At 41.0% G+C, this 13700-nt stretch carries 11 protein-coding genes; 6 read left to right on the top strand and 5 right to left on the bottom strand.

Annotation, left to right across the window (positions count from 1 at the left end; genetic code table 11):
• Positions 1-96: 96 nt before the first annotated feature.
• The 3 genes from F891_RS06590 (at position 97) to F891_RS06580 (ending at position 2998) form a co-directional block, all read left to right on the top strand.
• Entirely contained in the window at positions 97-1125 is a 1029-nt protein-coding gene (locus F891_RS06590; protein ID WP_005262827.1) for an AraC family transcriptional regulator, read from the top strand.
• 82 nt (positions 1126-1207) lie between these two features.
• Positions 1208-1582 (top strand): glycine cleavage system protein GcvH, encoded by a 375-nt coding sequence (gene gcvH / locus F891_RS06585; RefSeq protein ID WP_005262825.1) that lies wholly within the window; start codon positions 1208-1210, stop codon positions 1580-1582.
• A gap of 240 nt (positions 1583-1822) precedes the next feature.
• Positions 1823-2998 carry an MFS transporter gene (locus F891_RS06580; protein ID WP_005262818.1) on the top strand — a complete coding sequence of 392 codons (1176 nt, stop codon included), beginning with the start codon at positions 1823-1825 and terminating at the stop codon, positions 2996-2998.
• A 75-nt stretch (positions 2999-3073) separates the two neighbouring features.
• Here F891_RS06580 and F891_RS06575 read toward each other — a convergent pair whose 3' ends face one another.
• The gene (locus F891_RS06575; protein ID WP_005262816.1) at positions 3074-4273 is read right to left on the bottom strand and encodes a PilT/PilU family type 4a pilus ATPase; all 1200 of its coding nucleotides are present in this window, start codon (positions 4271-4273) and stop codon (positions 3074-3076) included.
• Positions 4274-4851: 578 nt separating this feature from the next.
• Between F891_RS06575 and F891_RS18275 the strand changes: the two genes are divergently transcribed.
• Positions 4852-5409 carry a hypothetical protein gene (locus tag F891_RS18275; protein ID WP_005262814.1) on the top strand — a complete coding sequence of 186 codons (558 nt, stop codon included), beginning with the start codon at positions 4852-4854 and terminating at the stop codon, positions 5407-5409.
• A gap of 71 nt (positions 5410-5480) precedes the next feature.
• Here F891_RS18275 and F891_RS06565 read toward each other — a convergent pair whose 3' ends face one another.
• Positions 5481-6413, bottom strand: a complete 933-nt coding sequence (locus F891_RS06565) for an IS5-like element ISAlw1 family transposase (RefSeq protein WP_004278954.1) — start codon at positions 6411-6413, stop codon at positions 5481-5483.
• 182 nt (positions 6414-6595) lie between these two features.
• On the opposite strand from F891_RS06565, the gene F891_RS06560 reads away from it, so the two are divergent.
• On the top strand, positions 6596-7930 hold the full coding sequence (locus F891_RS06560; RefSeq protein ID WP_005262813.1) for an ISNCY-like element ISAba32 family transposase: 1335 nt from the start codon (positions 6596-6598) through the stop codon (positions 7928-7930).
• 618 nt (positions 7931-8548) lie between these two features.
• Here F891_RS06560 and F891_RS06555 read toward each other — a convergent pair.
• From F891_RS06555 to F891_RS06545, 3 genes are all read right to left on the bottom strand, one after another.
• A complete protein-coding gene (locus F891_RS06555; RefSeq protein WP_005262812.1) occupies positions 8549-9598 on the bottom strand; it encodes a 3-deoxy-7-phosphoheptulonate synthase in 1050 nt (349 codons plus the stop codon).
• A gap of 521 nt (positions 9599-10119) precedes the next feature.
• The gene (locus tag F891_RS06550) at positions 10120-10650 is read right to left on the bottom strand and encodes a hypothetical protein (RefSeq protein ID WP_005262811.1); all 531 of its coding nucleotides are present in this window, start codon (positions 10648-10650) and stop codon (positions 10120-10122) included.
• A 208-nt stretch (positions 10651-10858) separates the two neighbouring features.
• Positions 10859-11971, bottom strand: a complete 1113-nt coding sequence (locus tag F891_RS06545) for an S-(hydroxymethyl)glutathione dehydrogenase/class III alcohol dehydrogenase (RefSeq protein ID WP_005262810.1) — start codon at positions 11969-11971, stop codon at positions 10859-10861.
• Positions 11972-12092: 121 nt separating this feature from the next.
• On the opposite strand from F891_RS06545, the gene F891_RS06540 reads away from it, so the two are divergent.
• Positions 12093-13649, top strand: a complete 1557-nt coding sequence (locus F891_RS06540) for a phospholipase D family protein (RefSeq protein ID WP_005262809.1) — start codon at positions 12093-12095, stop codon at positions 13647-13649.
• The last annotated feature ends 51 nt before the right edge of the window (positions 13650-13700 follow it).

The following is a 13700-nucleotide window of genomic DNA, read 5'->3' as shown; positions in this document are numbered from 1 at the left end:
AAAATTTTGTCCAACAATTTTAATGAAAAATTTGGTGGCTTCATGCCAATATCTATTTATAAATAAAAAAATTTGAATGAGTGCAACGGATCGCGCATGAAAACAATTGCTCCACGCCAAGACCAAGGAATTCCAGGTGTTTACGGTCTCTTGCTTCTCGATGTCATTTCCCGCTGGGGTTATAACAATGAGTCGCTTTTCCAACCTTTTGGCCTGACCAGTGAACAGTTGGCAGATCCTGATTTTCGTATTCCAACTCCTGTCGCCAATGAACTGGTCAAATATGCCCTGAAACTGACCGGAGAGCCGACCTTAGGTTATCATCTTGGCACACAGATGCGGATCTCGATTCATGGCTTTATTGGCTATGCCATTATGACGGCGAATAATATTACCGATGCGCTGGTACTGGCGAACCGATTTATTCAACTCCGTTTACCCTTCCTGCAATTATTTTTCTCAACCTTTGACGCCAAAGCCACGGTGCAGTTGCAAACCGATATTCAGCTTGAACCTCTGCGCACCGAAATTTCAATTGCTTTAATGATTGGTCTGATCAGTATGGCCAAAGCGATTACAGGCATTAACGATGCAACGGGAGAAATCGACTTCGATTTTAAGAAGCCTGAAGGTTTCGAACGCTTTATGGCGAAGTTCCCTACCCATCAGTTCCGCTTTGAACAGCCGCATTTAATTCTGAGTTTTGATAAAAGCTATCTGATGAACAAGCTGGTACATGCCGATCCAATTGCCAGCCAGATTGCAATTAACCAGTGTGAAACAGAACTTTCTGCCTTGGGTGAACGGCACCGGATTGCCATGCGTGTCCGGGATATATTGACCCATGCTGAGCAACACTATCTCAGTATTGAAAGTGTGGCGGATCGCTTGCACATGTCTGACCGCACCTTAAAACGTCAACTCGCCGCCGAAGGCACCTCCTTTTCTACCCTGGTCGATGAAGTGCGTTACCGGCATGCCACCTCGTTATTATCCCGGACAGATTTTACCCTGGAACAGATTGCCGATGAACTGGGTTATAGTGATGTCGCCAATTTTAGTCGGGCGTTTAAACGCTGGAGTGGTCGCAGCCCGAGCAACTGGCGCAAAGATCCTTATTTATAAGGGAGTATAAGCCTTTTGTTTTGCTTAAAAAGAATGTATAAAACATGTCAAAAATGATCTTAAGATTTTTAAGGAGTTATCAATGAATCATCCTGCAGAATTAAAGTACGCAAGTACACATGAATGGGCGCGCATTGAGGGTGATCTTGTTGTGACCGGTATTTCCGACCATGCACAGGATGCGTTAGGTGATTTGGTTTATGTCGAAGCACCAGATCTTGCTTCACATATCACTGCAGGCGAACAAGCTGGCGTGGTTGAATCAGTAAAAACAGCTTCTGATATTCATGCGCCGGTGTCTGGTGTAGTGGTTGAAATCAATCCTGATCTTGAAGATGATCCTGATTTTATTAATGATGACCCATACGGCAAAGGCTGGATCTATAAAATCAAGCCAGACAATATGGCAGATGTCGAAAAGCTGCTTTCCAATACAGAATATGAAGCTGGCCTCTAAGCCATTTTAACTTTAAAAAAATCAGCCTCCGGGCTGATTTTTTTATTAAAGATCAAGCGTTACATTTCCTAGTTCAAATTAAATTTCATGCATTTATCATGAAATATCATTGTATTTTTCACTTATTTTTCTTAAAGTCTTGCTCATATCTCCTTCGCTCCTAGATAGCTCGCGCTTATTTATAACAATAATTTCCCATGCTGAGCCCAGCGTCTTACAGCATATCATTTTAGGAAAATCATGAACGCCATTGCAGCGCCACTATGGACCAAGTCATTTGTGCTTTGTTTGGCTAACAACCTATTTTTATTTATTTTCTATTTTGCACAAACCACAATTTTGCCAATATACATCTTAAAAGAATTAGGCGGCAACCTGACTCAGGCAGGTCTGGCCATGACCTTGTTTATGGTATCTGCCATTGCAGTGCGACCTTTTAGCGGTTTAATTATCGAAAAATTCGGGGTGCGTAAAACCCTGATTATTTCTGAAGTGTTCTTTAGCTTATTTTCACTTACTTATCTGTTGGCAGATCAGCTCACGATTCTGTTTATCATCCGTTTCTTACACGGCATCTGGTTCAGTATCTTGACTACAGTTTGTGTGCTTGTGGTGAACCAGTTTATTCCGGAGCAACGTAAAGGCGAAGGCATGGGCTATTTTGTCATGTCGGTTAATCTGGGGATTGTTTTAGGTCCATTTATAGGCTTGAGCCTGATTGAACACTGGTCTTATTTTCAGGTCAGCATGCTGTTGATCACCTTGGTTTTTATTGGATTTGCCTTCTGTTTTTTGATTCCGGTCAAAGAGCCTGAAAAAATCATCGAAAATACCAACAACAAAACATCGCTTGAGCTGAATGATTTTGTGGAAAAGAAAGTGCTGCCTGTCGCGGTACTGGCTATGCTAATTTCATTTTCTTATGCCAGCATTATGTCCTTTATCGCGCCATTTGCAGCCAGCAAGGATTTAATGGCTTATGCGGGTTTATTCTTTGTGGTTTTCACCATTTCCATGATGAGCCTACGGCCGATCACCGGAAAAATTTATGATCGTAAAGGTCCGCAGTATGTGATTTATCCGGCCTTGGTGGCTTTTAGTTTGGGTTTATTTTTACTTAGCCAGATTCAGACTTTATGGGGATTCATGCTGGCTGCAGTCATGGTTGGCGTGGGCTTTGGCAGTGTGCAACCGTGTATTCAAACCTTGGCGATTCAACGTGCGCCCAAGCATCGAATTGGCTATGCAACCTCAACTTTTTATACTTTTTATGATCTGGGGATTGCCATCGGTTCACTGCTGATTGGTGCCATCATTGCAGCTTACAGTTATCAGTTTGCTTTTATGCTATGCGGTATTTTAACCTTAAGCAGTATTATTTATTTTAAGCTGGTGGTGCAACGTAAAACCGTCTAGTTTTATGGATTGAATAATAAATAAGATAAATAAAAACAGGCAGAAAATTCTGCCTGTGATTTTTTGAGTAAATGTTTATTCTGACACCGAAGTATTCTCTGCTTCTTTCTCATCCGCTTTTGGATCTTGCATCATGGTGAATTGGGTTGCTTCACTAGCTGGTGCAGTACTGTCCTGTCGGTTACTTTTCAGCTTGATCTGCAGGCGTAACTCATTGGTAGAATCGGCATTACGCAAAGCTTCTTCATAGGAAATGGCGCCTTGGTTATACAGATCAAATAAGGCTTGGTCAAAAGTCTGCATGCCCAGTTCACGGGATTTAGCCATAATGGCTTTCAGCTCATGAAACTCGCCTTTCAGGATCAGGTCGGAAATCAAAGGCGTATTCAGCATGATTTCAATCGCTGCCCGACGGCCTTTACCATCTTGAGTCCGAATCAGACGCTGTGAAATAATTGCCTTCATATTTGAAGACAAATCCATCAATAACTGATTCCGGCGTTCTTCAGGGAAGAAGTTGATAATCCGATCCAAAGTCTGGTTGGCATTATTGGAATGCAGAGTTCCCAAACACAAATGGCCAGTTTCCGCAAAAGCAATCGCATGTTCCATAGTTTCAGTATCGCGAATTTCCCCGATCAGAATTACATCCGGAGCCTGACGCAAGGTATTTTTCAGTGCATTATGCCAAGAATGGCAGTCCACTCCGACTTCACGATGAGTAATCATGGATTTTTTATGTTTATGCACATATTCAACCGGATCTTCTACGGTAATGATATGCCCTGCTGAATTTTCATTTCGGTAGTCAATCATGGCTGCGAGTGAAGTTGATTTACCTGAACCCGTTCCTCCGACTACCAGTACCAGTCCACGTTTTTCCATAATCACATGTTTCAGCGATTCCGGTAATTTCAGCTTCTGGAAATTTGGAATTTCTGCAGTAATGGTACGAATTACCATACCGACATTAAGTTGTTGCACAAACACATTTACCCGGAAACGGGAAACGCCCGGCACATTGATGGCAAAATTGCACTCAAGTTCAGTTTCAAATTCTTTACGCTGTTTATCATTCATCAGGCTGTAGGCAAACAGCTTGGTTTTTTCAGCTGTGAGTTCCTGCTGTCCAAAAGGTTTCATTAAGCCTTGATGTTTAATACTCGGTGGAAAATCAGCCGTAATAAATAAATCTGAACCGCCATATTCCACCACCTTGGTCAGCATGTGATGCATGAATTTTTTTGCTTCGTCCAACAATTCTGCCGTGAACATCTTTTCCCCCGGAAATGCACAACTGCACAAATCTCAATCTTAGATTTATGCCAAATATTTTAATTTCATTGTGCAGCGTTTTATAAATATGCTCAAATATATTTGATTTATAAAGAAAATATTTTTTAATATTTATGTGACCTACTTCAATAAAAATTAAATTAAGTAGAAGTATTCAAGCTTTTTAAAGCAACTCTGCCAAAAAAAATAGGATTGTAATTTTAAAGGTTGAATTCTGTTAGACGATTCATTATTTGTCATTTGCGACATATAGAATGTTATTTTTCTTTCTTTATGATTACCAACTCCCCTATTTTTTATGTACCAATTTCGGTTCTATTAGATGTAATAATGAATTATGAAAAATAGGATAATGTTTATGAAAATTGAATAAAATCGTGGAACTTTGCTCAAATAACAGGCGTGAAACTTGGTAAATTATTAAAAAAGCCCGATTCAGCTAAGTTAGGCTTTTTATTTGACTATAAAAATATGATTTATATAAAATAAAATAGAGAATTTCGTATAACGTGTATTATGTTAATTTTAGGAAAACTTAAACGAAATCACCAAAAACTATGAAAAAAAAATCAGCTTTTTTATATTATTTAGATGTTACAGCACCATTTTATTATTTTTATCTTGTACCCACTGTAATCGCATTAGTCATAGTCAGTTTTGATTTCTCATTTCAGGGCTTATTTCCGACCACAATTGACTCTTCGATTTCAAGCCAACATAAGTTTCTAAATGACTATTTTGCAATATGTAATTTTTTCGTGATTGGGCTTATTGTTATTAATTATTTAAGACACCCACTACCAGCCAAATATGTAAGACAAATACGTCAGCATTATGCAACATTAAATAAGAACCAGCAGTCTATCAATGGCTGGCTTGGCATTGTATTTTTCTGTTTTACTTTAGGCCTAATGAACCTGACTTGGTTTATTATTAATGATGAGCCTCTCCCACCATATAAAGAATGGCGCAAAGGCGATACTCTTACCTACTTAAACAGTTTCGCACATCCTTATATTTCTGCTATTGCTTTTAGTTTGCAATATGCCCTCATGGTATTCTTTACATTAATATTTATGAACATATTTGATAATCGTAAATATAGACAAAATTAATATGCTTAGTGCCATTTAACGGCTTTGTTGCACAAAGATTTAAAATTAAAGCTACTCTGAGCTAGTCAAATTTAAGACACAACTCGGGTATGAGGTCGGCCTAATTCCGTAAATTTATTTAATACTGCCACACGTGCATGAATCTCATTGACTTGGCTTTGAAAGTTTCTCGCACTGAGTTTATCCCCCAATAATTTGATGCAATGCATCTTGGTTTCAACCAAACTGCGCCGATGGTAACCTGACCATTTTTTCCATATTATTCTTCCTAAATGCTTAACTGTTCGAAGTAATTCATTTCGCTCTCGCGAATGAACTTTTGTATCTTTCCAAGGTCTCGCATTTTTCCTAGGTGGAATCACTGCATGCGCTTGCCGATCTGCAATGACCTGACGGCATTGTTTTGTGTCATAAGCCCCATCTGTATAGACTGAATCAATCTGTTCATCCAATGGGATTTGATTTAGTAAATCACCAAGGACTTGCGAATCACTCACATTGTTGGTCGTGAGTTGAACTGATCGTATTTGTAGGGTTTCAGCATCTATACCGATATGAAGTTTTCGCCATTGGCGACGATATTCAGGCTGATGTTTCTTGCGTTTCCATTCACCTTCACCTAAAAACTTTAAACCAGTAGAGTCGACAAGTAGATGTAGTCCATCACTACTTTTTTGATAGCCAATTACAAGATCAATATGCTTTTGTCTTCTGCAAATGGTGGAATAATCTGGCGCTGTCCAATCTAAACCACAAAGCTTAATGAGACTTTTCACAAAGCCAGTGACCATACGTAAAGAGAGTCGAAATAAGGATTTAATCATTAAACAGCATTGGATGGCTGTATCTGAATAAGTTTGATTTCGACCATGTTTACCTTTGGGTTGAGCGTACCATTGAGTCTTGGGATCAAACCAAATCGAAATGTTTCCTCGATTAATTAAGGCTTGATTGTATTTGGACCAGTTGATTGTACGGTAGATATTAGGTGGAGGCTTCTTCATTCGGAAATTATATTGCTGAATTAGACCTTACGAACAGCTTTGTGCAACAAAGCCCCATTTAACATAATGGCGATTATACGAAAGGCCCTTGTTAGAACCCATTTAAAGTGTCTATATTCTCACCAATAAAAATGTCTGGTTTATGATGGTTTTTATCACCATGGACTGGATATAAAATATAAATGCTGATCATTATGTCTGATAAAGAAATTCAACGTCTTGCAGTTCTGCAAGACGTTAGAGATCATCGTATTACCCAGGTCCGTGCTGCTGAAATCCTGAATCTTTCCACCCGTCAAATTACCCGGTTATTGCAGAAACTCAATCAAGATGGTGTCTCAGGTATGGCACATGCCAGTCGTGGTCAACCGGGTCATCGTCGCCATGACGTCCTGTTAAAATCAGAATGTCTTTCCATTATTTCTGAACATTTACTTGGCTTTGGTCCTACATTGGCTCATGAGAAGCTCAGCAGCATGTTTGGCCTGCATATCCCGGTAGAAACGGTTCGTCGCTGGATGACTGCAAATGACCTCTGGATTCCTCGATCCAAGCGCCTGAAACGTCCATATCAGCCCCGCTATAACCGGGATTGCTTCGGTGAGCTGATTCAGATTGATGGCTCATATCATGACTGGTTTGAAGGTCGAGCTTCCAAATGCTGCTTGCTGGTTTATATCGATGACGCCACTGGAAAGCTGTTGCATCTGCGCTTTTGTGAGGCTGAAACGACCTTTGATTATATGCTTTCAACCCGAGCCTACATTGAGCAATACGGCAAGCCTTTAGCGTTTTATAGCGATAAACACTCGGTATTCCGAGTGAATCAGAAATCGAGCCAAGATAGCCAGATCACGCAATTTGGGCGGATTCTGAATGAGTTAAATATTGATATTATCTTCGCCAACTCACCCCAGGCCAAAGGCCGTGTGGAACGTGCCAATAGAACACTCCAGGATCGCCTGATCAAGGAAATGCGCCTAGAAGGTATCTGTTCAATTGCCGAGGCAAATGCCTGGCTGCCCTGCTTTATTGAGCATTTCAATCAGAAGTTTGCCAAGTGTGCGCGAAACTCAAAGAATTTACATCGGCCATTAACCGAATCTCATCTTGAACTGGATGATATTTTTACCTGGCAGGAACCGCGTAAGGTCACCAAGAATCTGACCCTGACCTATGACAAATGTATTTATCTGCTTGAACCGATAGAGCTGAATCATAAGCTTGTTGGGCAATATATTTCATTTCTGGAGTACCCGGATGGGACTGTGGCTCTCATGCACGAGGGACGAAAGCTCAACTACAGCATTTTCAATAAATTAGCTGGGCTACAGCAGAATGAGATCGTTGAGAATAAACGGTTAGGTACAGTTCTGGCACATATTCAGCAACAGCATGAAGAGTTGGAAAAACAGAATAAACGTTCCCGTCTCAAGAAAAGTATGCCGAGTCGTAAAGCTCAGAAAGCTGTTATTGAACAAAGAAAGTTAAATCCTGTGCTTGACTCTTGTGGTTAAAAACAGGACATTTTAAATGGTTTATCGCATAGACATTTTAATTGGTGAATAACAACCCTTGTAAGTCCAAAATAGAAATATCCGCTTTCAGACTCTGGCATTGATTATGCCACCTAACATTAAAAGTGACATTGGCCATACGTTTTTAGCCAAATTATGCGTTGCCCAGATCCTCAGTATTAATCGGTAGAAAGTGTGCGTGATCTAGACTGCTCAAGCATAGATATTTGAGTACTTTCCGCCTGCAAAACTGGGTTAAGACGATTACTTTTCAATTTGATTTGCAAGCGCAGTTCATTATTGGAGTCCGTATTACGCTTAGCATATGGTGCATAAATTTACGTGCTTCATCGAGCAATTCGGTTGTATACATATCGAGATTCCTGAGATCATGACTGGTCAGCCGTGTAGAATCAGCTGAAGCAAGACCTCTAATAAATTATTGTTATTGTTTATTTTTTAATTTAATTATTTTTATTCAATTTATAAAATCGTTCTAATCATTATTTTTATTTTCAAACGCTGTGATGAGCTAGTTTAAGCATCTGGGAGATGCGCTGATCGGCTTCATCCGATTCTGTCTTTCCCCAATCAATTGAGGAAAGACATCATTCAGTTTTAAGCACTACGCTTCAAACCTTCGAGCCGTAGTGAGTCAGTCATATTTAACAATAGTTGTTCGGTTTTTGTCCAGCCCAGACATCCATCAGTTATAGACTGACCATAAGTCATTTGCTCAGAAATTTTCTGGTTGCCGTCAACAAGATGACTTTCTAGCATTACGCCACGAACATTGGTCTGTAAGCGTTCTGCCACGATCTGCTCCAATACTTCAGGCTGCAGCATCGGATTTTTTGAGCTATTGCCATGACTACAGTCAATCACCAATGCCGGTAAGTCGATCTGATGTTTGGCCCGGATTTTCTCAATTTCTGACAATTGGTAATTTGGTCCGCTATTCGAGCCACGTAAAATCAAATGTGCTTTAGGATTACCTTGCGAGTGTAAAATGCATGGTAAACCAGACTGGCTCATCCCCAGGAATTGATGAGGATGAGAGGCAGACTGAATGGCATCTAATGCAATCTGGATCGAACCGTCAGTACCATTTTTGAAACCGATGCTGTACGGCATATGGCTGGAAATTTCGCGATGAATTTGCGATTCGCTGGTACGTGCGCCAATCGCACCCCAAGCTAATAAGTCATCGAAATAAGCAGTTGCCATCGGGCTAAGAATTTCAGAGGCAATGGGCAGACCCATTTCAATGATTTTTAGGTATAAGTCACGAGATTTTTCCAAGCCCAATTGCATATTGGATGAACCATCCAGATTTAGATCGTAAAGGAAACCTTTCCAGCCTACGGTAGTCCGCGGTTTTTCGATATAAGCACGCATCACCAGGAAAATCTGATCAGATAGCTGTGACTGAAGCTGTTTTAATTTTTCTGCATAGTCTAGCGCCGAAGCTTCATCATGAATGGAACATGGGCCGGTGACCACCATCAAACGATGATCCTTGCCTTCTAATATATTTTGAATGATTTGACGATGTTCAGCGACTTGGCTGGCCAATTGCGGAGACAGTGGCAATTGCTGCTTAAGCTGCTGAGGTAAAATTAAAATGCTTTCAGCATGATGTTGTTGTGATGTATTTGGGGTATTCATGACTTTAATCCTGGGACTGGCAATCAGTCCAAACTTTTATTTGAGCGTTATGGGTCTAATCGAAGGTGTTGTGAGTGTCATTAGCTGACTAAAATAAGACCAATAAAAGTTGTTAAAGTATGAATAGTTAAAGTTTGTCATGGCTGTCTCCAAAATATTGTAAAAAATGAAAGGCATAAAAAAACCTGATCAGGGTTGCCGATCAGGTATAAACTGGTGGGCAACCTTTTCATTGCCCAAACGCATTCAGGCAATTAGCTAAACTGCCAGAAATAAAAATATGCGTTTGAAATGATAGGTTGCTTTAACATGTTATGTCTTTCATAAAATGTGATTCTGAAATTAAAATACGCGCTCTGGGACCATTTGACAAGCATTAAATATAAAAAAATATTTATTAACTTTTCTACTTTTATTTATCGATTCATCAAAGCGTGATATATATCACTAAAAGTGGTAAAACCCACAAACTTATCGCGGGTTTTACCAAAGAAACTTCATTTTAATCCGAAGATTAAAAATTAACTTGAAACACGATTCCAGGCATCACGCACTGCAAATTTAGCCTGTTCCCAGTTTAAACGTGATTGACCTTTCATTTGTTCCCATTTCAATCTCAAATCAGGTTCTACGTCTTCAAAACGAGTATGGGCATCATAGCTGCCACGGTTTTCATAACCAACTCGATAGGCCGTATCATAATCACGGTCATAATCCAGATCGCTATAGGTGGTACGAGCATCTGAATAGTATGGCGTATTGATCGAATTATCACGCCAGTAAGCCTGTTCTTCTGTTGGATTTATAGCTTCGCCTACACCTTTACCTGCCAGACCACCAACAACAGCACCGACTACACCACCAACAGCGACACCGACTGGACCGCCTGCAGCACCAATGGCTGCACCTGCCGCTGCGCCACCTGCAGCACCTACACCTGTACCTACAGGATGTGCGCCAGGTTCACCCGTAATTGGATCAGCATTTAAATCATCGCGGACATCTTTAGGCGCATTCTTAATTACATCACGATCAAAATTATCATTCGACATAGAGCTTATCCTTATTCTTTAAAATGGTTTTATCACGTATTTTCATACGTCCTATTTAATATAAGCATCTGGCATGTAATGACATTAGCAGGCGTGTGTTGTTTCAGTGACTCTCTGTGAGGCTTTCATGCACTAATGTATCCTGAATCAAGTGAAAGCCGCATAAAAAAGACCGGCTTGGTACAGGTCTTTTTTAGATTAAAACAGCTTAGTCAAAATGAATGACTGTACGGATCGACTTGCCTTCATGCATCAGGTCAAAAGCTTCATTGATCTGATCTAATGGCATGGTATGTGTCACAAAAGGCTTAAGTTGAATTTCACCTTTCATGGATTGCTCTACCATTCCCGGCAATTGTGAACGGCCTTTCACCCCACCAAACGCAGTACCCATCCATTTACGACCTGTGACTAACTGGAATGGACGGGTTGAAATTTCTTTACCTGCACCGGCTACTCCAATAATCACTGATTGACCCCAGCCACGGTGCGCACATTCTAGTGCTGAACGCATTACATCTACATTACCGATACATTCGAATGAATGGTCTACACCCCAACCAGTCATTTCGACGATCACTTGCTGGATCGGCTGATCATAGTCTTTTGGATTCAGGAAATCTGTCGCACCAAACTGTTTCGCCAGTTCAAATTTATCCGGATTGGTATCAATCACAATGATGCGACCGGCTTTGGCCTGACGTGCGCCTTGCACTACAGCAAGACCGATACCCCCTAAACCAAATACTGCAACACTGTCACCTTCCTGAACTTTCGCCGTGTTATGCACCGCACCAATACCAGTAGTCACACCACAACCCAGCAGGCAGACATGCTCATGGTTGGCTTCAGGATTAATTTTTGCCAGAGAAACTTCAGCAACCACGGTATATTCTGAAAAAGTTGAACAACCCATATAGTGATAGATCGGCTCGCCATTATAAGAGAAACGGGTTGTACCATCTGGCATGACACCTTTACCTTGGGTCGCACGCACAGCAACACACAGGTTGGTCTTACCTGACTTACAGAACAAGCATTCGCCGCACTCAGCAGTATAAAGCGGAATCACGTGATCGCCCGGTTTCAGGCTGGTGACGCCTTCACCGACTTCAACAACCACACCCGCACCTTCATGACCTAAAATTGCAGGAAATACACCTTCAGGATCTTCACCAGACAAGGTAAATGCATCGGTATGACACACGCCTGTATGGCTAATTTTTACCAGTACTTCACCTGCTTTTGGTGGAGCAACATCCACTTCTACAATTTCTAATGGCTGGCCTGGACCAAACGCAACTGCTGCACGTGATTTCATGTAAAACTGTCCTTTTTTTGCTGATTTACAGATGACTAACAGTAACCTCTTTCTATTCGGAGATTCAACTATTAACATCACCAGATAAGGAATAAAAGATCCTATAATTAATGGAACATCAATGACTAAACCTTCGCCCTTTGTATGTTTGAGCATTTTTACTTTTAGCATCATGCTTTCTGGCTGTGAACTGGCTCCCAATACTGCTGAAGAAGCGAAAATCACGCCGGTTCGACCGGCGCACTGGATCGACAATCAACTTTCAAAACAGCAGATCAATAGCGGTAAAACGGCTTTCTTGCCGCTCTATGATGGTTTTATGAGTATGGCAGCACGTCTGCACCTGATTAACAAGGCCAAATATCATCTGGATCTGCAATATTACATCTGGAAGGATGATTATATTGGCAATATGATCTTGTCTCAATTACTCAAAGCTGCCGATCGCGGTGTCAAAGTGCGGGTTCAGATTGATGATCAAAATGGCACCCAGCTTGATGACAAGCTTCTTGCTCTAAGCCAACATCCAAATTTTGAAGTCCGGATTTTTAATCCCTATAAATTTCGTCATTTACGTGCGCTGGATTATGGTTTCCGGATGAAAAAGGTTAATCATCGCATGCACAATAAACTGATCATTGCGGACGGAACTGCAGCCGTGACCGGTGGCCGGAATATCAGCAGTGAATATTTTGATGCCAGTGAAGATTTTCAATTCACCGATGTTGATATATTCTTCGCGGGGCAAAGCGTAACAGATGCCAATCAGACCTTTATTAACTTCTGGAATGATGATCTGAGTTATGACGTTCGACAGGTGCTAAATGATGCCGGCCATCCTGAAATGCTCAAAAGGCTCAGAACTGAATTTGAACGTGAAGATGTTGATGAAACTGAACTCAAACGCCGGGTGGGCATTGCCCAGAAGCAAGTCGAACAACACTTAAAAAAACAACCCATTCACTGGGCGCCAGCTTATTTTGTTGCGGATAGTCCCGCAAAAGCCCGTCCTCATGCCCAAAATGGCGATTATATTTATACCCATATGCTTGAATTAATGGGTGAGCCAAAAAAACATCTGGAACTGGTGTCCTCGTACTTTATTCCCACGCAAAAAGGGGCCGACTATTTAACCCGCCGTGCGCAACAAGGTGTGAAAATCAGAATCCTGACCAACTCTTTTCAGGCCAATGATGTGGCCGCAGTGCATGCCTATTACCAGCAATATCGTCAGCAATTATTGAAAAGTGGCATCGAACTCTGGGAATTTAAACCCTACATTGTCCGTCCGGAACGGACCTGGTATGAAATTATGACCGGAGACATCATCCCGGCTAAAAACAAAAATAGCTCCAGTTTGCATGCCAAGTTTTTTGATCTGGATGGCATGGTGTTTGTCGGTTCATTTAATTTTGATCCGCGTTCAGCCTATCTGAATACCGAAGTCGGTCTGGTCATTGAATCGGAAGATTTTCAGAAGGAAATTGCCAGTGCGATGGATCAGTACTTACCACGCGTGGCTTATCAACTTAAACTGAACGAAAAAAATGAAATGATTTGGCTGGAACATCAAAACGATGGCCGTAGTATTCAGCATTTACATGATCCGGAAACTACAAAATTCCAGCGTTTTATGATGAATCTGGTGACGAAATTTCCCGGTGAATGGTTAATGTAATGACATTAGAATGACCTCACAATTACGACGACATGAAAAGCCTGTATTTTG

The organism is Acinetobacter sp. CIP 101966, assembly GCF_000369725.1.
Lineage (GTDB): Bacteria > Pseudomonadota > Gammaproteobacteria > Pseudomonadales > Moraxellaceae > Acinetobacter > Acinetobacter lwoffii_Q.
The sequence above is the reverse complement of the archived record's forward strand: the minus strand, read 5'-3'. Positions and strand labels throughout refer to the sequence as shown.